General features: G+C 59.1%; 24 protein-coding genes and 1 tRNA gene. 21 read left to right on the forward strand and 4 right to left on the reverse strand.

Annotation, left to right across the window (positions count from 1 at the left end; translation table 11 throughout):
* Window positions 1-23: 23 nt before the first annotated feature.
* From I6L49_RS09965 to I6L49_RS10050, 18 genes are all read left to right on the forward strand, one after another.
* A complete protein-coding gene (locus tag I6L49_RS09965; RefSeq protein WP_099358598.1) occupies window positions 24-449 on the forward strand; it encodes a DUF2787 domain-containing protein in 426 nt (141 codons plus the stop codon).
* A gap of 10 nt (window positions 450-459) precedes the next feature.
* Window positions 460-888: a hypothetical protein gene (locus tag I6L49_RS09970; RefSeq protein ID WP_216951517.1), complete on the forward strand. Its 429-nt coding sequence runs from the start codon at window positions 460-462 to the stop codon at window positions 886-888.
* Window positions 863-1,069: a hypothetical protein gene (locus tag I6L49_RS09975; RefSeq protein ID WP_254127575.1), complete on the forward strand. Its 207-nt coding sequence runs from the start codon at window positions 863-865 to the stop codon at window positions 1,067-1,069. Before I6L49_RS09970 ends, I6L49_RS09975 begins: the two co-directional genes overlap by 26 nt.
* A 195-nt stretch (window positions 1,070-1,264) precedes the next feature.
* Window positions 1,265-1,762, forward strand: coding sequence for a DNA repair protein RadC (gene radC / locus I6L49_RS09980; RefSeq protein ID WP_216951518.1), 498 nt, complete (start codon window positions 1,265-1,267; stop codon window positions 1,760-1,762).
* The gene (locus I6L49_RS09985; RefSeq protein WP_216951519.1) at window positions 1,759-1,950 is read left to right on the forward strand and encodes a hypothetical protein; all 192 of its coding nucleotides are present in this window, start codon (window positions 1,759-1,761) and stop codon (window positions 1,948-1,950) included. The genes radC and I6L49_RS09985 overlap by 4 nt, the downstream gene beginning before the upstream one ends.
* A 24-nt stretch (window positions 1,951-1,974) precedes the next feature.
* Window positions 1,975-2,313 carry a hypothetical protein gene (locus I6L49_RS09990; protein WP_216951521.1) on the forward strand — a complete coding sequence of 113 codons (339 nt, stop codon included), beginning with the start codon at window positions 1,975-1,977 and terminating at the stop codon, window positions 2,311-2,313.
* Between the two features lie 114 nt (window positions 2,314-2,427).
* Entirely contained in the window at window positions 2,428-2,934 is a 507-nt protein-coding gene (locus I6L49_RS09995; protein ID WP_216951523.1) for a hypothetical protein, read from the forward strand.
* Window positions 2,934-3,149 (forward strand): hypothetical protein, encoded by a 216-nt coding sequence (locus I6L49_RS10000; protein ID WP_216951525.1) that lies wholly within the window; start codon window positions 2,934-2,936, stop codon window positions 3,147-3,149. Before I6L49_RS09995 ends, I6L49_RS10000 begins: the two co-directional genes overlap by 1 nt.
* Entirely contained in the window at window positions 3,146-3,508 is a 363-nt protein-coding gene (locus I6L49_RS10005; RefSeq protein WP_216951527.1) for a hypothetical protein, read from the forward strand. Before I6L49_RS10000 ends, I6L49_RS10005 begins: the two co-directional genes overlap by 4 nt.
* Before the next feature lie 14 nt (window positions 3,509-3,522).
* A complete protein-coding gene (locus tag I6L49_RS10010) occupies window positions 3,523-3,831 on the forward strand; it encodes a type IV toxin-antitoxin system YeeU family antitoxin (RefSeq protein WP_254127577.1) in 309 nt (102 codons plus the stop codon).
* Between the two features lie 28 nt (window positions 3,832-3,859).
* On the forward strand, window positions 3,860-4,402 hold the full coding sequence (locus tag I6L49_RS10015; RefSeq protein ID WP_216951529.1) for a hypothetical protein: 543 nt from the start codon (window positions 3,860-3,862) through the stop codon (window positions 4,400-4,402).
* A gap of 1 nt (window position 4,403) precedes the next feature.
* Window positions 4,404-4,745, forward strand: a complete 342-nt coding sequence (locus tag I6L49_RS10020) for a hypothetical protein (protein ID WP_216951531.1) — start codon at window positions 4,404-4,406, stop codon at window positions 4,743-4,745.
* 97 nt (window positions 4,746-4,842) lie between these two features.
* Window positions 4,843-5,088 (forward strand): hypothetical protein, encoded by a 246-nt coding sequence (locus I6L49_RS10025; RefSeq protein ID WP_216951533.1) that lies wholly within the window; start codon window positions 4,843-4,845, stop codon window positions 5,086-5,088.
* 115 nt (window positions 5,089-5,203) lie between these two features.
* Window positions 5,204-5,347 carry a hypothetical protein gene (locus tag I6L49_RS10030; RefSeq protein ID WP_254127579.1) on the forward strand — a complete coding sequence of 48 codons (144 nt, stop codon included), beginning with the start codon at window positions 5,204-5,206 and terminating at the stop codon, window positions 5,345-5,347.
* A 309-nt stretch (window positions 5,348-5,656) separates the two neighbouring features.
* The gene (gene murQ, locus I6L49_RS10035; RefSeq protein WP_216951535.1) at window positions 5,657-6,553 is read left to right on the forward strand and encodes an N-acetylmuramic acid 6-phosphate etherase; all 897 of its coding nucleotides are present in this window, start codon (window positions 5,657-5,659) and stop codon (window positions 6,551-6,553) included.
* A gap of 95 nt (window positions 6,554-6,648) precedes the next feature.
* Window positions 6,649-8,103, forward strand: a complete 1,455-nt coding sequence (gene murP / locus I6L49_RS10040; RefSeq protein ID WP_216951537.1) for a PTS N-acetylmuramic acid transporter subunit IIBC — start codon at window positions 6,649-6,651, stop codon at window positions 8,101-8,103.
* Between the two features lie 102 nt (window positions 8,104-8,205).
* Entirely contained in the window at window positions 8,206-9,279 is a 1,074-nt protein-coding gene (locus tag I6L49_RS10045; protein WP_216951539.1) for a porin, read from the forward strand.
* A gap of 41 nt (window positions 9,280-9,320) precedes the next feature.
* Window positions 9,321-10,004 carry a DUF2057 family protein gene (locus I6L49_RS10050; protein ID WP_254127583.1) on the forward strand — a complete coding sequence of 228 codons (684 nt, stop codon included), beginning with the start codon at window positions 9,321-9,323 and terminating at the stop codon, window positions 10,002-10,004.
* Window positions 10,005-10,023: 19 nt separating this feature from the next.
* Here the strand turns inward: I6L49_RS10050 and I6L49_RS10055 are convergent, their stop codons facing one another.
* Window positions 10,024-10,887 (reverse strand): SIS domain-containing protein, encoded by an 864-nt coding sequence (locus I6L49_RS10055; RefSeq protein WP_216951542.1) that lies wholly within the window; start codon window positions 10,885-10,887, stop codon window positions 10,024-10,026.
* Between the two features lie 308 nt (window positions 10,888-11,195).
* Window positions 11,196-11,283: transfer RNA gene (locus tag I6L49_RS10060), tRNA-Ser, on the reverse strand.
* 208 nt (window positions 11,284-11,491) lie between these two features.
* On the opposite strand from I6L49_RS10060, the gene I6L49_RS10065 reads away from it, so the two are divergent.
* The 3 genes from I6L49_RS10065 (at window position 11,492) to I6L49_RS10075 (ending at window position 14,853) form a co-directional block, all read left to right on the forward strand.
* Window positions 11,492-12,148 (forward strand): Bax inhibitor-1/YccA family protein, encoded by a 657-nt coding sequence (locus I6L49_RS10065; RefSeq protein ID WP_005338308.1) that lies wholly within the window; start codon window positions 11,492-11,494, stop codon window positions 12,146-12,148.
* Between the two features lie 164 nt (window positions 12,149-12,312).
* Window positions 12,313-14,478 carry a YccS family putative transporter gene (gene yccS, locus I6L49_RS10070; RefSeq protein ID WP_139478746.1) on the forward strand — a complete coding sequence of 722 codons (2,166 nt, stop codon included), beginning with the start codon at window positions 12,313-12,315 and terminating at the stop codon, window positions 14,476-14,478.
* A 24-nt stretch (window positions 14,479-14,502) separates the two neighbouring features.
* The gene (locus I6L49_RS10075) at window positions 14,503-14,853 is read left to right on the forward strand and encodes a TusE/DsrC/DsvC family sulfur relay protein (RefSeq protein ID WP_019446869.1); all 351 of its coding nucleotides are present in this window, start codon (window positions 14,503-14,505) and stop codon (window positions 14,851-14,853) included.
* A 111-nt stretch (window positions 14,854-14,964) separates the two neighbouring features.
* Here I6L49_RS10075 and I6L49_RS10080 read toward each other — a convergent pair whose 3' ends face one another.
* Both I6L49_RS10080 and I6L49_RS10085 read right to left on the reverse strand, forming a co-directional pair.
* The gene (locus tag I6L49_RS10080; RefSeq protein ID WP_216951544.1) at window positions 14,965-15,879 is read right to left on the reverse strand and encodes a Gfo/Idh/MocA family protein; all 915 of its coding nucleotides are present in this window, start codon (window positions 15,877-15,879) and stop codon (window positions 14,965-14,967) included.
* 128 nt (window positions 15,880-16,007) lie between these two features.
* The gene (locus tag I6L49_RS10085; RefSeq protein WP_216951547.1) at window positions 16,008-16,889 is read right to left on the reverse strand and encodes a LysR family transcriptional regulator; all 882 of its coding nucleotides are present in this window, start codon (window positions 16,887-16,889) and stop codon (window positions 16,008-16,010) included.
* Window positions 16,890-16,934: the final 45 nt, after the last annotated feature.

A 16,934-nucleotide genomic window follows, 5' to 3' on the forward strand; every position in this document is an offset into this window, starting at 1 on the left:
TCTCCACTCACCGAGGACACATCATGACAATTCCTTTTCACCGGAACGGCTTTGCCCTGCCCGTGGCCCCAGCGCTGATCGCATTACTCAATCAGGAAGTCGCCACCATCGGCCTCAACCTCGAGCGCCTGACCCAACTCACTTTCAACTTTCGCAGCCCCACCTATAGCCCCGAACAAGGAGGGGCTCACCCCGTCGAGATCCGTCTGATACGCGGCCTTGATGGCTGGCTGTTCGATTACGTCACCGACTTCAGCTATCAGGGAGTGGGTCAGGATGCCGAGCTCTGTAAGGAGCTCGATTTCAATTTCTTGGATGACGAGCACTATTTGCAAGGATGGGGTCCGATGCAACGCGCCGAGGCCCACGAGTTATTCACCCTGTGGCAGACGAACTTTGTTGCCTACTGCCGGATGGCGTACTTCGCCGTTGAGGTCAGTGGGGAGTAGGAGGTGTGTGATGACTAACGAACTGCCACTCTCCCACACCTCACGTCAGTGGCTGGGGATGGTTGCGGCCAAGGCCAAACTGCAGCCGACTCGCCAAGGCGAGCGCTGGTTGCTGCACCTGACTCCGGGTAGCCCACATGCCCGCACCGTCACGCTGCATCTACGCCGGTCTGAGGTGCAGTGGCAACTGCTCTCCCTCACCAATGCCGAGGACTGGCACACCATGAGCCAACCCGTGGATGAAATCCGCGTGGACCCCAAGCGTCGCTGTTTCTGGCGCTGTCAGGCTGGCCCCGTCCCACTCTCTGACCAGCCCCGTGTACTGGGGAGCTTTCTGAGCGACCTGCAGCGCACCTGCATCCATCACGGCTATCGTGTGGAGAGTGACCCCTTACCCCAAGAGGAGGCACCAGATGCCCAAACAACCGATAGCCGTTGAGCTGGAGGCCATCAATCGAGAGGGAGAGACGCAGGTGGTTCATGACAGTGGCTTGACCGTACACAGCTACAGCGTTTACCTGCGAGCGATAGAAACCAGTGGACTGGCGCTTGCTACCTGGGTAGCGGACTACGACACCATCGGCCCAGCCTATGAACTGGCTGAACGGCTGAACGGCTGAGCGTTGCGCTTGCTATCCCGCTGAACGTGTTGGTACCGGAAAACCTGATGTCGGTGAAGCGTGAACCCGTCGCCACGGCAGGCTCCATCACAACGGGCAGCTGAACTACCCTGAAAGAGAGCCAACAACCTCTCTACCTTTGACCCCGACATGCTTCCTGCGTGCCGGGGTTTTGTTTATTTGGAGAATTCCACTATGCGTTACCACAAGCTGAAAGCCGGGGAATGCCCCGGCACTTATGTCGTCACCGAACCTGTGACCGAACAAGACCTGCTGCGTATTGCCAACCAAATTGCCCGCAAGCGCTTGGCTAAAGGCACCGCCATTACCAGCACCACCGAGGCTGCCGAGCGGCTGCAAACCCTGCTGCAAGAGCGGGAGCATGAAGTGTTTGGCGCACTGTTCCTTGACTCCCAGCATCGCGTGCTGGCTTTTGAGGAGCTGTTTCGCGGCACCCTCGACAGCGCCAGCATCTACCCACGGGAGGTGGTCAAAAGGGCCTTGTTACTCAATTCCGGGGCCATCATCGTGGTGCACAATCACCCCAGCGGTGACCCGGAGCCCAGCCAATCTGACCGGGTCTTTACCCAAGCCCTCAAAGAGGCCTTGGCCCTGGTCGATATCCGGTTGCTCGACCATCTGGTGGTCGGTGCTGAGGGCGTCGTCTCGCTGGCCGAAAGAGGTCTGCTATGAACCAGCCCCCAGGTAAGTCACACCTCACCGCCCTCGATATCCTCCTCGAGCTGCGCTGCTGGCTTGCAGACAACGTCGAAATGCAGGCAGAGCCCGCTATCGTGGCTCACCTGCCTAACGGCTATCAACTCACCCAGAGCGATTGCATCGAGGCCATTGATGCACTGCTCCACCAGCTACGCCATTAGTCGCGCCAAGAAGGAGCAAACGCCATGCGATTACCTAATCCTTATTCCCTGGAGGAAACCCTCGAGAAGCTGCGCCATAGCCTGACAGCCGTCAGCAACGAAGATGCGCTGACGTTGCTGGAGAAGGCCGTCACCAAGGCCCATGATGACAAGGCCTATGCCAAGCTGTTTGAAGAGACCTTGCTGCAAGGATCCACCATCGAGATCCGCGAGTGCCTCAGTTGCTTTGGCGACTACTTTGAGCGATCCAGAGACGTGCCGCCCTATTACCCACACCACGATGCCGTCAACAGCATTGATTGTGGGCTCTACGCCATCCTGTTCGCTCTAGCTCACCCAGAAGCCGAGCAGGCGCACGAATAACGCCAGCATCCCAAACCCGGATCATCACTGCCAACATCATGATCCGGATATTCCGACACAACCCATAAGGCCACCTCACCGAAGGTGGCCTTGTTCATTTCAAGGAGTCACCCCATGTCTGCCTTCATGATCGATCGCAAGGATTACCTAGCCTTTGCCGTTCAGTTACACCGCTTTTGCAATGCTCCGATGCCACCGCACTACACCCTTGAGCTGCTGCTATCCCTCTGGTGGAACTCACCTATGGATGTCACCAGTACCTGGACGTGGCGGGTAGACCGGCTGGTTAGGTTGATGATGCTCGCCAACCGGCGGGCAGTCTGGCATCGCTATCAGCTGGGGCGTCAGCAAGAGCACAAGGAACCACACCAGCGTGGCTCGATCAAGCTGAGCCCGTTTAAACCGGCCCACCGTTACCACCAGGCACCACTTACCGATGCCGAACTGGTAGCCCTCTACAAATTCACCTGCTGCGCCCTGTACCAATCGAGCGAATGGAGCGGGAGCCCTGAGCAGGCTCCCCGGCTTGTGCAGGTACTACAGCAGTTGCAACAGGCTCTCGCACAAGACGTGCTGACCCGGCTGTCACTGTGGGAGCAAGCCCCCTGGGGAGAAATGTGATGAACCTTTCCATCACTCTGACTGTGACAAGCTCGTCACCGAGCTCAACCGCCCAGATAGCCCAGCGTATCGCCGATGACATGGCACACCTGCATCACCGTCTCGGGGATGGGGTCAGCGATGAACTGGGCATCAGCATCAGTTACCTGGTCGAACAGTTTGCGCTGCTGGCAGCGGCTTACCGTTCACCTGCAGAAAGAGAGAAACACCCATGATCGAATTCAACGATAGCTTCACTCAGGTCGCAGTCGCTCAGGCAATGAGCGCACATGGCGATTTGCATAGGCTCATTACCTATCAGCTCACCTTCCCGAAGTGGACACACGACTATGACGAGACCGGCAAGCGCACTGGCCCCGACAAGATCAAGCCCGTGCCCACGATGCACAAGACCTCGCTGTTCGTAAGTCCACTGGACATGGTGAACAACCAGCCCCGCGAGATTAACTTTGCGTGGTGGGAGCGTGAGTGCAACGACCTCGGCTATCCCATTGGGGAGTGGCGACGCACCATTGTGGGTGCCTACGTCAACCACGGCACCAACGACAACCCAAACTGGAGCAGCCACACATGAGCATCTTCGAGCACATGACATGGGGACTGGGCACCCCGAACCTGCCCAAGCTGGGTGCTCGAGCCATTTTGCAACGTGGTTATATTGATTTCCTGGGCGACCGTGCCGGTATGTACGGCGAGCCAGACGAGGCGTGGCGGGCCGAGTGCGACACGGTGCTGCCGCACTTCCTGCGTGAGTTAACCAAGATGGCCAAGGCATACCAGATATGCACCGACATGGACGAGGTGTTTCGCCTTGAACACAAGGGCTGGGTGTGTGAAGCCAGTCCGAGGCGCAGCTACGGCTACCTCTACCTCGACATCTACCACCCCGCTAGTTAGCGGGGTGTTTGTTTCAAGGAGAAATATCATGAACAAGTTCTATCACGTGGGCACACTGGCCCGCCGTGAAATCACCGCCCTGCTGCACACGCTGACGCACAATACAGCCGCCAATGCCGAGGGGATCCTCAACTACGTGGGCAGCAAGCTGAACCCCTACGACCCGCGCAAAGAGAAGGCTAAGGCACGGCACACATTGCGCCGGGTCAAGAAGGCTCTGAAGGTAGGGCGAATCCCGCTTGAGCTCACTGTGACCGGTTGCCGCATCGACCGTGGCAGCCATCAGGCTGACCGTTACTACTACGACCGGACGCTGCTGGCTGAAGGTTGGCAGCAGTACGACACCGAGGAGGATGCCTGGTACTTTGGCATCTGGATTAACACACGGACGCTCGAGACCTTTACCTACGCCGAGGGGGATACCAGCCATGTAATTGCACCGAACGTTGAGGCGTTTCGCGCTGAATTGGCGCGGCTCTACCAGTACCACCCGCAAGCCCCGGCGTTTATCAGCATCGACCCAGAGGCTGGCGTTGTGACCCACCATGTTGAAGCCAAACCGGAGGTGTGACATGGCGAAAAACATCACTATCAAGGTACCCGGCAAACATCCGCAAACCGGCGAGCTCACCACCTTCGAGCTCAAGGGCCAACGCATGGATATCGACATCGGCGGCCAAGCCGTGTCCTTCCTCATTCACGGGAGGGGCATCGGCACCTCGCTCACCCACATCCCGAGTGGCTACCGGATTGCACTGCTCGGCGGCTGGCTCACTGCGCGTTACGCAATTCCTGAGAATAAGCCCAGCAGAGCGGCCTGCGCCCAGATGGCCATAGACCGACTGGTAGCCCAATACGGCTCGCTACACCTGCTGGACCGTCTCAATTGCAAGCCGGTTATCAATCAGATGTAACGCACAACACGACCCAGACAACAAGGAACGATGCAATGACCAACCCCCTACTGTTAGTACCGATGCAACACCTAACCCACTGGCAGGCCATTCGGTGATGCAGATGCTGGATGTCGCCATGAGTTCCTTCATCGGCGATTACGATGACGCAGACCTGGTACCTGAATGGCAATGGGTCAAGCGAATGGCCTCCCATGAACATGTCGGCGTGAAGGATGACTCCGCCTACGAGTACACCCTGAACCTGGCCATAGATCTCGATGCGATCCCGCCATCGCTGCAACCCTTGCTCACTGCCGCTGAACAGGCCGGAGTGAACTACATCCTGTTTTACAATGGCTAGCCACCGCGACCTGGTAGCGGTCAACAACCACAGCAAGCCAGCCCCGCTCATCCACACACAGCATAAAGGGCCAGCCCTAACAGGCTGGCCCTTGGCATCATTGGAGTCACCGAACATGACCCGTCTTATCACTGGGCTCGAGGAGCATCGCTATGCTCCCGAGCTAAACAAACTGCATCTGCGCAACCGCCAGACGTTACCCGCTCCCGGCATCACCACCATCAGGGAAGCCAAAGTACGCCTGTTTGGCCGCTGGTAACCAGGGCATCAGGTGACCATCACCGTGAGCCACCCCGACTGCATCAATCTCTCCCTGCGCTATCGGGAATAGTTGGCAAGCCTGACCGACCACCCTGCACTCCGACTAGCTGTCACATTCCCTTTGGGTCCACGTGACTCTTAAATGCTGAAACAGAAGGGAATTTTAAAGCTCTAAAAAGGAAATTTAATGGAATAATTAATTATGCGATACTGATCTCATAATAAAAATCAAAAATCGAGCATGATGGCCCGCATCGAGAAGGATGATTTACGCCGGGAATGGCGACGACCTGAAGTAGAGGAAACGATGACCATTGACCTATCAAGCATGATTACTGAAACCCGCAATCCAGCCAGCATCGAGATCGATCAGCTACCGACACTGGATATGCTGCGGATCATCAATCAAGAAGATCAACACGTTGCAGTCGCTGTAAGCCAACAGCTTCCCGAGATCGCCAAGGCGGTAGATGCGATCGCTGCTGCGTTTGGCAAAGGCGGCCGCCTGATTTACATCGGGGCAGGCACCTCCGGACGTCTCGGCATTCTGGACGCCAGCGAATGTCCACCCACCTACGGTGTCTCTGCAGAACTGGTCATCGGTCTGATTGCCGGGGGCCACAAGGCCATCTTGCAGGCAGTAGAGAATGCCGAAGACGATGCAGAGCTCGGTGCCAACGATCTTAAAAACATCCACTTCAGTGCCAACGACGTGCTGGTGGGTATCGCAGCCAGCGGGCGAACCCCCTATGTGCTGGGTGCAATGCAGTACGCCAAGAGCCAGGGTGCGACCGTGTGCAGTATCAGCTGCAATCCGGGCAGCCCGCTCGCGAAAGCGGCCGACATCAGCATGGTCGCCGTGGTCGGACCCGAGATAGTGACCGGCTCCTCCCGCATGAAAGCAGGCACAGCCCAAAAACTGATCCTCAATATGCTCTCGACCGGTGCCATGATCCGCACCGGCAAGGTCTACGGCAATCTGATGGTGGATGTGGAGGCGACCAACGCCAAGCTGGTGGAGCGCCAGAAGCGCATCGTCATGGAAGCAACCGAATGTGATCGTGACACGGCCGAGCAGGCTCTTGCCGCCACAGATAACCATTGCAAGACCGCCATTGTGATGATCCTGGCCAATATCTCCGCCATCGAAGCACGCGAGCGACTGCAGAGCAGTGGAGGTTTTATCAGCAAATGTACAGATTGATCGGCCTACCGCACATTGGCCGAGCCAGCAATAACAACTCGATAACAACATAAGCGGGGCATCCGCCCCCTCACATCAGACTGACTGGGTTCTTTATGGCAAAAATAACTGACACCATGATTGGCCAGATCATCCAGGCCATCGGCGGCCGGGATAACATCACCAACTGTGGCCACTGCATGACCCGCTTGCGGCTGAGCCTGGCGGACAGCCTGCATGCCGACCGCGATACTATCAAACGGATCGCCGGGGTGATGGGGGTGATTGAAAGCGACAACCAGTTCCAGATAGTGCTTGGTCCGGGCAAAGCCCAGACCGCCTGCGAAATGATGAACGGCATGCTGAGTGCGGACGCGGGCATCCTCACCACCCCCCGCCCGCAATCATCGGATCTTGGCGACATCGCCGCCGCCAACAAACAGGCGCTGAAGCAGAAACAGAGCAGTGCGACACACCGCTTCCTGGCCAAGTTTGCCACCATTTTCACACCGCTGATCCCCGGTTTTATCGCTGCGGGTCTGCTGCTCGGCTGCGCCACACTGATCGAGCAAACCCTGCTGCTGGAAGGACAGCAGACAGGGGGCATGCTGGCCGAATTTGTCGGCTACATGAAGCTCTTCAGCAAGGGATTGTTCAGCTTCCTCAGCATACTGATTGGCTACAACGCCCAGAAGGCCTTTGGCGGGTCCGGAGTCAACGGCGCCATCATCGCCTCTCTGTTTGTCATGGGTTATGACCCCCAGGCCAGCAGCGGCATCTACTCCGGTATCACCGACTTCTTCGGCCATCAGATCGATCCCCGCGGCAACATCATCGGCGTGCTGATCGCATGCATCATAGGCGCCTCGGTTGAGCGCCAGGTTCGCCGTTTCATGCCGGACAGTCTGGATATGATCCTCACTTCCTGCATCACCCTGCTGATCATGGGGGCCGTCACCTTTATCCTGATCATGCCCCTCGGCGTGCAGCTCTATAACGGAATGTCCTGGCTCTTCATCAACCTCAATGGCAACCCGTTTGGTACCGCTATTCTGGCCGGCCTGTTCCTCATCTCGGTGATGTTCGGTATCCATCAGGGGTTCGTTCCCGTCTACTTTGCGCTGATGGATGCCCAGGGCTTCAACTCCCTGTTCCCCATCCTGGCGCTGGCCGGTGCTGGACAGGTAGGTGCAGCACTGGCGCTCTACAGCCGGGCAGGCAAGGATTCACTGCTGCGCACTCAGGTGAAGGGCACCATCATCCCGGGCATTCTGGGGGTCGGTGAGCCGCTCATCTACGGCGTCACCCTGCCACGAGTCAAACCCTTCATCACCGCCTGCTGCGGTGGTTCGCTGGGCGGCTTCGTGGTGGGCCTCATCTCCTGGATGGGTCTGCCGGTTGGTCTTAACACCGTCTTTGGCCCCTCCGGCATCGTCGCCCTGCCGCTGATGACCTCCGCCCAGGGGATCTTCCCCGGCATGATGGTCTATGCCGTCGGCCTCGCCGTCGCCTACCTCGGCGGCTACCTCTTCACCCTGATGTTCGGCTGCAAGAACGTCGATCTGAGTTAATCCCTCCTCCGGATTTCTAGCCAAGGTCTGGCCCCGAGCAATCGGGGTCATGGCCAAACTCATCCCGGCTCTGGCACAGAGCCCGTACAGGAACGATAAAAAATGAAAAAATCCATGCTTGCTCTGATTCTTCCCGCGCTACTCGGCACAGGTTCCGCTCATGCGGCCGTCATCTATCAGGCTGACGATGGCTCCAACGTCGACCTCTACGGCCGTCTTGGCTTCAATATTTCCGACAAGAAGAGCGGCAATGATCAGGGTGACTTCGATGGCCGTATCGGCTTTACCGCCCGCCAGACCGTCAATGACGATGTCGCAGTGATCGGCATGGCGCAATATCAGGTCAATGCAGCCGAATACGCCAACAACGTGCAGAAGAACAGCAGCGACCTCACTGCCCGTTACGTCTGGGCCGGGATCGACGGTGGCCAGTGGGGCAAGGTGACCGGCGGGCGCGTCTCTTCCGGCCTCATCATGTTCACCGATATTGGCGATGTGTTTGCCGCCTCTGATGTCTCCATGGCTCGTCAGGCCAGCAAGGTGGACTCCACCGCCGTGCAGGTGTTCCGTCAGGATGGCACCCTGCAGTACCAGAACACCCTCGGCAATCTGGATCTCTCGCTCGCCTACATCCTTGGTAACGGTACCTCGGATCTTGATTACGGCTACAACGGCGCCCTGCGCTACACCTTCGATCTGGGCAATGCAGGCAAACTGGCTCCAGTCGTGGCGTATCAGCAGACCAAAGCCGCCCAGAGCAGTGGCAGCAAGGTCGATCCCAATGCCGATGAGTATCGCTTCGCCGGGATCGGTACCCGCTACTATCTCGGCCCTCTGATGTTGGGCGCCCTCTATAGCAAGGATCAGGTGACCTATCGCGATGGCCGTGCCGACAGTGAAGACAAGGTGTGGGAACTGACCGCGGTGTATGACATCAACCAGAAGTGGGCGGCCCGCGCAGGCTATCGTCACCTCGTCAACGAGGGGGGCGACCAGATGGCACTGCGCGATACTACGCTGGAACTGCAATACAAGCTCACCCCGCGATCTTCCCTCTACAGCGCCTATGTGATCCGCAATGGTGAAGATGGTCTGGCTGGTAGCACCATCACCAGTTTTGGTGGCAGCAGCAACAGCGAGAGCTTCTACCACCTCGGCCTGCGCTACGAATTCTGATCTGGTTGCCGGCCTGCGGGCCGGCTCCTTCATGGAGTCTTATGATGGCACGATCCTCCCTGCTCTCTCCCCTACTATTATCCCCCCTGTTTGCCCTGCTGCTCAGCGTACCGGCCACGGCCGCCCGACTGGAGCTGGCCGATACCCTCACCCTACTCGCCTCGCCACAGGGCAAACCCTCGGCCTTCACCCGGATCATTGAGCTCCCGGCGGGAGAGTCCCGACTGCTGGTCCGCTTTGACAGCCCAAGTGACCCTCGCTCCACCAACGAGAGCCAGGGACGCGTGACCTCGGCTCCTCTGCTGCTCACCCTTACAGCACCATCACAAGGGACGCTGCAACTGACCACCCCGGTGCTGACCAGCTCCTCGGCTATCCGCCAGTTTGCCGCCAGCCCGGCCCTGCTGCTGAGTGACGACAAGGGCACCTCACAACCGCTGGCACTACAAGCCCTGCCACGCAACCAGGATAGTCTGGGCACCGATTACCAGGCCCTGCTGGCAAGCCATACGCCAACAGTGAGTCCGGCCCCCATTTTCGCAACACAAGCCGCAACTACCGCTCATACAGCTTCGGCACTTACGCTGGAGCAGGCGGATGCCACCCTGCGGGAACTCTATCTGGCGGCCGATGCCAAGCGGCGTAAAGCCTTTATCCGCTGGCCCTTGACCTCTAGCAGACAACAAAAAACCACCTGTTCAGGTGGTTTTTTGTTGTACGGATGATGCTGCGGGAGAGCAGGCATCACTCCTTGTTGAGTCGGTCGATGGCATCCCGGGTACCGTCAATCAGGGCCCAGGCTCGCTCGTCTCTGCGCTGCACCAGGCCGAGGAACAGGATGTCGGTAATGGTGTTCTGGGCGGTACGGGAGGAGATGGAAGAGATACGCAGTTCGTTCTCCTCCGCCACCGTATCCAGCACCATGTCGGCCATCTGGCGCAACTGGGTTTGCCGGAACGAAGTCACGGCAATCAGGGTGGCACCATTGCGCTTGGCCAGCTCGGCCGCCGCCAGCACATCACGGCTGGCGCCAGAATAGGAGATGACCAGCTGCACATCACCCGGCCCCAGGGTCTGGGCGATGGAGATCTGCACATGGCTATCCTGGGCAAACAGGGTAGTTACGCCGATCTTGAGCAACTTGTACCAGAGATCCTTGGCGGTCAGTGCCGAACCGCCAATCCCCACCAGCTGTACTCGCCCGGCGCCATCTATGGTGTCGAGTACCTGCTTCAGCAGATCACTGTCGAGAGCCTGAGTGGTCTCGATAATAGAATTTATCTTCTCTTGCGCCAGCTTCTTGGCCATGGTCTCCAGATCATCGTCTCGCCCGATGCCATTGTAGAGATCACCGACAGTGTCGGTCTTGATGGCATGCTTGCGCCCCAGATCCTCGCTGACCGCCAGCTTGAAGGCGGTGAAGCCCTTGAACCCGATCTTCTGGGTGAACTTAACGATACTCGACTGGCTAACCTCGGCTTGCATGGCCAGCTCTTGGGAAGAAAAACCCGTTACCTGCTCTGGGTAGGAGAGGATATAGTCGGCAATTTTGAGCTCGCTGGGAGATAGCTGGCTCCTGAGATTGGATAATTTTGACAGGGTAAGCATGAGTGATCTCTGTTCTTATTCTGCTTCAAACCTTCCTAGACACGACACAGTAGTGGTGTGCCATATTAAATCCCGACAAGACGGATCTAACTCCAATCACTGATCCTCCCGGGTTGGTAAGGTAGCATGGTCGCATAGACGATAAGGAGTATACAGCCCGCCATAATACATTATCGACTGACCAAAGATGGTCCAAAGAAATGCGATAGAGGAGAAGGGCAGCCAACTCTGAATGGCATACTCACTGGCATACCGAAAATCGCATATACAAAAAAGCCCAACTGAATCAATCAGTTGGGCTATATATATGGCGGAGGAGGTGGGATTTGAACCCACGGATGGTCGCCCATCGCCGGTTTTCAAGACCGGTGCATTCAGCCGCTCTGCCACCCCTCCGAACGGCGTGCATACTACGCTAAGCCCTTGTTCATATGCAATACATATTTCCTGTGGGATAGTGTGCGGGAGCAAAATGGCAGGTGGCTTGAAATTGTTCCTCGTCATCCCTATTTGTTCTACATACAATGCGTAAACATGCAGTAACAAACAGCGATCACGAGGCGGCTGCTCGCCGTCTCACCCGGACATCAAGAGGACACCCAAGATGGATACCCGTTCTATCTACACTGGCACCCAAAGTGCCGTACGCGATACCAACAAGGTGCTGCGTAACACCTATATGCTGCTCTCCCTCACTCTGGGCTTCTCTGCCGTGGTGGCGGGGGTCGCTACCGTGATGAACATGCCGCCGCTGCACTGGGCCGTGTTCCTGATCGGCGTCTACGGTCTGATGTTCCTGACCGAGAAGAATCGCAACAACGGCATGGGTCTGGTCTTCACCTTCGCCCTGACCGGTCTGCTGGGCTATAGCCTGGGCCCCATCATCAACATGTACATGAACAATGGTGGTGGCGAGATCGTGATGACGGCCCTCGGTGGCACCGCGCTCACCTTCTTTGGTCTGTCGGCCTACGCCCTTACCACCAAGCGTGACCTCTCTTTCATCGGCGGCATGCTGTTCGTCGGTTTCTGGGTACTGCTGGTGGCCATGATTGCCAACATCTTCCTGCAGATGAGCGCCCTGAGCCTGGCCCTGTCCGCCATGTTCATGCTCTTCTCCTCCGGTGCCATCCTGCTGACTACCCAGCAGATCGTGCGCGGCGGCGAGACCAACTACATCTCCGCCACCGTCACCCTGTATGTCTCCATCTACAACATCTTCCTGAGCTTGCTGAGCCTGCTTGGCGGCAACCGCAACTAATCAAAAACCCCGCTTCGGCGGGGTTTTTATTGGCGCCGATTTTTGTCAGGATAAGTTGTAAATCAAGGATATGAAGCGAAGTGGCCCTGATTTGGATCAGGGCCACTTCGCGCTTGGCGGGTTACTATCTCGCTCTCGTTTCGATCAAGGGTTGCACCTGTCTCATGCCGATGGATCTCTCTGGCCTGCTGCGCCGACTGCTGACCGATAGTCACATCTACTTCGCTCTCAAGGTGCTGCTGGCCATTCTCGGTCTGCTCGCCTTCACCCTGGCCACCGGCAATATCCAGCTCACCGTGCTGCTCTCCCTCGGGGTTGTGGCGGGCGCCATCGCCGAAACCGACGACAGCCTGTGGGGACGGCTCAAAAACCTCGCCATGACGCTGATTTGCTTCATGTTCGCGTCCCTGTGTGTGCAGTATCTCTACCCCACCCCCTGGCTGTTTGCCATCGGGCTGGCCAGCTCCACCTTTATCTTCGTGATGGTGGGGGCGCTCGGTGCCCGCTATGCCACCATCAGCTTCGGCTCGCTGCTGATCGCCATCTACACCATGCTGGGGGCCGCCAAGGCACCGGATCTCTTCTACCAGCCGCTGGCCCTCGGCGCTGGCGCCCTCTGGTACGGGCTGGTCTCGTTTATCTGGCTCTGGCTGCTGCCCTACAAGACCCTGCACGAGCAGCTGGCCCAGAGCTACTTCGCCCTTGGTCGCTACCTGCTGGAAAAGTCCCGCTTCTTCCCGGCGGACGAGCACGGCGCCCAGGCCATTCGCCACAATCTGGCCCAGCTCAACATCAATCTGGTGAGCGCGCTGACCCTCACCAAGTCGGCCCTCAACGCCCGCCTGAGCCGCCGTCATCCGGCCAGCCCCGAGCTTGCCAGCCTGCTGCGCCTCTACCTGCTGGCGCTGGAAATACACGAGCGCGCCACCTCCAGCCACTATCCCTACAGCCGGCTGGAAGCGGAGCTCAAGCAGGGCATAGTGCTGGAAGGATTTCAGGAGGTATTCCTGCAACTCTCCGAGGCGTGCCAGCGGCTCGGTTACGCCATTCTGGTCCACAAGCCCTATGCCCATAACAAGCGCATCCACTGGACGCTGGAGGCCCTTGGCGATCAGCTGGAGTTCACCAATCTCAAGCAGCACTACCCGAAAACCCTGCTGACGCCGATGAAGTTCCTGCGCCGCAATCTGGCCAGCATCAACCAGCTGCTCGGCAGCGCCGAAGTGCTGCAAAACCCCGAGCAACCGGAGCAGGAGCTGCCCGCATTGGCGCGCCCGCCCCGCCTGCCGCTGCTGACCCAGCTCAAGCAGCACCTCACCTTGCACTCCATGGTGTTTCGCCACGCGCTGCGCCTATCCTTGGGGCTGGTGATTGGCTACGGCATACTGCAAGCCTTTGATCTGGAAAAGGGCTACTGGATTTTGCTGACCGTGCTGTTTGTCTGCCAGCCCAGCTACAGCGCCACCCGCCGCCGACTGGTGCAGCGGATGCTCGGCACCTTCGCGGGTATTCTGGTGGGCATTCCGGTGCTCTGGCTCTTCCCCGAGCTGCACGTTCAGCTGGTAGTGATGGGGCTGGCCGCCTTCCTGTTTTTCACCCAGGTGCGCAACAACTACAGCGCCGCGGTCTGCTTTATCACCCTCTACGTGCTGATGGCGTTCAACCTGCTCGATGGCATCGGCTTTGCCATTCTGGGGCCGCGGCTGCTCGATACCCTGCTCGGCTGCCTGATCTCCTACGGACTGGTGGCCTGGCTCTGGCCGGACTGGCAGTACAAGCGGCTGCCGACGCTTATCGCCAACTCGCTCTCGGCCAACGCCCGCTACCTCTCGGCAGTGCTGGCGAGCCTCAAGCAGCAGCGGGACGAGTCCATCGACTATCGGGTGGCGCGCAAGAGCGCCCATCTGGCGGACAGCGAGCTGGCCACCGCCTGGCAGAGCATGCTGGTGGAACCGCAAAAGCGCCGCCGCTTCCTCGATCTCTGCTTTACCCTCACCTGGCGCAACCACGCCCTGCTCTCCTACATCTCGGCGCTGGGGGCCCATCGCGACAAGCTGGAGGCCATCAGCGGGCTGGATGAGGTGCGCCACCACATCTGCCACACCCTGGAGCAGGCCGCCGGTCATCTGGCGGGCAACCCCTCCAGCTCCATCGGTGGTCAGTGCCCCATTCTTTGCACGGACAGCAGCCCGGACAGCAGCGAGGAGCAGCTGATGCTGACCCAGCAGCTCAACCTGATCAGCGAGCTGGCGGATCAGCTGCTGCATCTGGCCAACGAGAGCCGGTTGCTCACCGGGGATCAAGGCGCTACCATGCCCGCCCAATCCTGATAGCCCCATTAGCGAGGAGCCCTCATGTCTGCGTCCGAAAAACATCAGCTGGAATTCAACGGCCAACTCATCGAGACCGATGCCAAGGGCTACCTGCTCAACAGCAACGACTGGAGCGAGGAGCTGGCGCTGGTGCTGGCCGCGCAGGAGGGGATCACGCTTGAGGAGCCGCACTGGGAAGTGGTGCGCTTTGTGCGCGCCTTCTATCTGGAGTTCAACACCTCCCCCGCCATCCGCGCGCTGGTCAAGGCGATGGAAAAACAGTACGGCCCCGAGAAGGGCAACAGCCGCTACCTCTACAAGCTGTTCCCGGAAGGGCCCGCCAAACAGGCGACCAAGATTGGCGGCCTGCCCAAGCCGGTGAAGTGCATCTGATCCCATGCATCTCATCCCATAACAAAGGGGGCCGCAACTGCGGCCCCCTTTGTTTTTGGTGCGCTATCTTCATGCACCTCGTCTTCATATCTCTCAGGCTTGCAGCCAGCCTTAACTCCGCTTGTCAGCCAGCGCCACCAGCTGCTCCGCCAACCGGTGGCCGTGCAGGTAGGAGGCGATCAGCTCGCTATCGGCCTTGCCCGATTCAATCTGCTGATACCAGTGCGCCAGCATGGCGGCAAAGCCGCGCTGGGCCAGCATCGGCTGCCAGTCGTTGGGGCTAAGCATCTGCGCCTGTTTGTCGCGGGCGATGCTGCCGCGGGTACAGTTCTCAAGGTGCAGGGAGAGATTGTCGCCGTAGGCATCGATGCGCTCCTCGGTGATCCCCGCGCTGCGGTTCATGCTGCCGCTGATGGCGCGATCGCCGCTCTGCCAGCTGACGCTTACCCCGGCCAACAGGCTGTTGTCCTTCATATCCGGTCGCAATACCGCATGAAAGTCGCCGTCCGGCACGCCGCCATAGAAGCAGAGGCTGTCGAGCACATGGATAAAGTCGTCGAACATAAAATCCCGCGCCTTGCCCGGCAGGGCGAAGCGGTGTTTCTGCCAGTTAAGCTCGGTGAGCGGCTGGGCCCGCGCCTCGGCCATGGCGGGCAGATAGCGGCGGTTAAAGCCGGTAAAGAGGGCGCAATCCTGCGCGATGGCGAGGTTGGCCAGCGCTTCTGCCTCGGCCAGATTGTCGCACAGGGGCTTGTCGACAAAGGTGGGGATCCCTGCGCGCAGGCACTGCTCGGCCAGCTCGCGGTGAACGGCGGTGGCGGCGTGGATCATCACGGCGTCAGGGCGGCTGGCCAGCATGGCCGCCACATCGGTAAAACACTCGGCGATCCGATACTGGCGGGCCAGCTTTTCCAGCACCGCCGGATTGCGGGTGCAGAGCAGCGGGGTAACCCGCTCATCGCTCGCCAGCAGCGGCAGATAGGCTTTTTGGGCGATATCCCCCAGACCAATCATGGCAATGCGCATCTCAACTCCTTTTCACTCGATAACGGGACAAGCGGATAACTGCCCGCACCATCGCAGGATTTGTCCCGCAGATCCAGCCTGCCGTTAGCGCACTGGCTGGCGTACGCAGCCCTGTGCAAACGGCGATGTTATCCAGGCATGGCAAGATCGCAAACCGACTTGATCACCTCGGCCAGCCACTCGATGGCGAGATTGCCCTGGCTTTTGCGGTGTCTGCCGACCACCACCTCGAACGGCTGGGGCGCCCCGGCCAGCTCCAGCACACGAAAATCCCCGAGGGCGGCGATGGCCGACGGAATGCAGGCCGCCACGTCATTGACCGACATAAAGGCTTGCAGCGAGGTATAACAGGGGAGCATCGCCACCGCCGCGCTGGCAACCTGCTGCGGGCTCATCTGCCCTTCGAAATTGCCGACGCTGTTGGCGAACTGCACAAAGGGGATGGCCGCCAGATCCTGCGGGGCCTTGTCCGGAAGATATCGGGAGTCGCGGCGCAGCACGCAGCAGTAGTGATCCCGGCGCAGGGTGGCGCGCAGCAACCCCGGGTCGAGATAGGCATCAAAACCAATCACCAGATCGACCTCGCCGCTGGCCAGCGCCTCCAGATGCGCTTCGGCCTGAAAGTCCACCACATCGAGCCGGATCGAGGGCGCCTGAGTGCGCAGGGCGCTCGCCAACCTTGGGATAATGGCGAGCTGGGCATATTCGTTGGCCATCACCCTGAAAGTGCGCTGGCTGCTGGCGGGGTCGAAGGGCGCAGCCACAAAGACACCGTCGATATCGGCCAGGATCTGCTCAAACCTGGCGGCCAGCTCGCAGGCGTAGTCGGTCGGCTGCAATCCGGCGCTCTGGCGGATAAAGAGCTCGGCGGGAAAGATATCGCGCAGCTTTTTCAGATGGCTGCTCACCCCCTGTTGGGAGATCTCCAGCAACTCAGCCACCCGCGACACACTCTTGTATCTCACCAGCAGCACCAGCACCCGCATCTGCCTGATATCGATCCTCTCCACCCTTACCTCACCAATTTCAGTTGTATCACATACAAATTACCCATG

The sequence above is a fragment of the Aeromonas sp. FDAARGOS 1419 genome (assembly GCF_019047045.1).
GTDB classification, from domain to species: domain Bacteria; phylum Pseudomonadota; class Gammaproteobacteria; order Enterobacterales; family Aeromonadaceae; genus Aeromonas; species Aeromonas veronii.

Excerpts from the sequence above, each read along its gene's own strand:
- I6L49_RS10055 (WP_216951542.1), bottom strand. The coding sequence starts at position 10,887 with ATGCTTACCCTGTCAAAATTATCCAATCTCAGGAGCCAGCTATCTCCC.
- yccS (WP_139478746.1), top strand. The coding sequence starts at position 12,313 with ATGCCGATGGATCTCTCTGGCCTGCTGCGCCGACTGCTGACCGATAGT.
- I6L49_RS09995 (WP_216951523.1), top strand. The coding sequence starts at position 2,428 with ATGTCTGCCTTCATGATCGATCGCAAGGATTACCTAGCCTTTGCCGTT.
- murP (WP_216951537.1), top strand. The coding sequence starts at position 6,649 with ATGGCAAAAATAACTGACACCATGATTGGCCAGATCATCCAGGCCATC.
- I6L49_RS09990 (WP_216951521.1), top strand. The coding sequence starts at position 1,975 with ATGCGATTACCTAATCCTTATTCCCTGGAGGAAACCCTCGAGAAGCTG.
- murQ (WP_216951535.1), top strand. The coding sequence starts at position 5,657 with ATGACCATTGACCTATCAAGCATGATTACTGAAACCCGCAATCCAGCC.
- I6L49_RS10050 (WP_254127583.1), top strand. The coding sequence starts at position 9,321 with ATGATGGCACGATCCTCCCTGCTCTCTCCCCTACTATTATCCCCCCTG.
- I6L49_RS10000 (WP_216951525.1), top strand. The coding sequence starts at position 2,934 with ATGAACCTTTCCATCACTCTGACTGTGACAAGCTCGTCACCGAGCTCA.
- I6L49_RS10025 (WP_216951533.1), top strand. The coding sequence starts at position 4,843 with ATGCAGATGCTGGATGTCGCCATGAGTTCCTTCATCGGCGATTACGAT.
- I6L49_RS10065 (WP_005338308.1), top strand. The coding sequence starts at position 11,492 with ATGGATACCCGTTCTATCTACACTGGCACCCAAAGTGCCGTACGCGAT.
- I6L49_RS10005 (WP_216951527.1), top strand. The coding sequence starts at position 3,146 with ATGATCGAATTCAACGATAGCTTCACTCAGGTCGCAGTCGCTCAGGCA.
- I6L49_RS10045 (WP_216951539.1), top strand. The coding sequence starts at position 8,206 with ATGAAAAAATCCATGCTTGCTCTGATTCTTCCCGCGCTACTCGGCACA.
- I6L49_RS10010 (WP_254127577.1), top strand. The coding sequence starts at position 3,523 with ATGACATGGGGACTGGGCACCCCGAACCTGCCCAAGCTGGGTGCTCGA.
- I6L49_RS10075 (WP_019446869.1), top strand. The coding sequence starts at position 14,503 with ATGTCTGCGTCCGAAAAACATCAGCTGGAATTCAACGGCCAACTCATC.
- I6L49_RS10080 (WP_216951544.1), bottom strand. The coding sequence starts at position 15,879 with ATGCGCATTGCCATGATTGGTCTGGGGGATATCGCCCAAAAAGCCTAT.
- I6L49_RS09985 (WP_216951519.1), top strand. The coding sequence starts at position 1,759 with ATGAACCAGCCCCCAGGTAAGTCACACCTCACCGCCCTCGATATCCTC.
- I6L49_RS09975 (WP_254127575.1), top strand. The coding sequence starts at position 863 with ATGCCCAAACAACCGATAGCCGTTGAGCTGGAGGCCATCAATCGAGAG.
- I6L49_RS10015 (WP_216951529.1), top strand. The coding sequence starts at position 3,860 with ATGAACAAGTTCTATCACGTGGGCACACTGGCCCGCCGTGAAATCACC.
- I6L49_RS10020 (WP_216951531.1), top strand. The coding sequence starts at position 4,404 with ATGGCGAAAAACATCACTATCAAGGTACCCGGCAAACATCCGCAAACC.
- radC (WP_216951518.1), top strand. The coding sequence starts at position 1,265 with ATGCGTTACCACAAGCTGAAAGCCGGGGAATGCCCCGGCACTTATGTC.
- I6L49_RS09965 (WP_099358598.1), top strand. The coding sequence starts at position 24 with ATGACAATTCCTTTTCACCGGAACGGCTTTGCCCTGCCCGTGGCCCCA.
- I6L49_RS10030 (WP_254127579.1), top strand. The coding sequence starts at position 5,204 with ATGACCCGTCTTATCACTGGGCTCGAGGAGCATCGCTATGCTCCCGAG.
- I6L49_RS09970 (WP_216951517.1), top strand. The coding sequence starts at position 460 with ATGACTAACGAACTGCCACTCTCCCACACCTCACGTCAGTGGCTGGGG.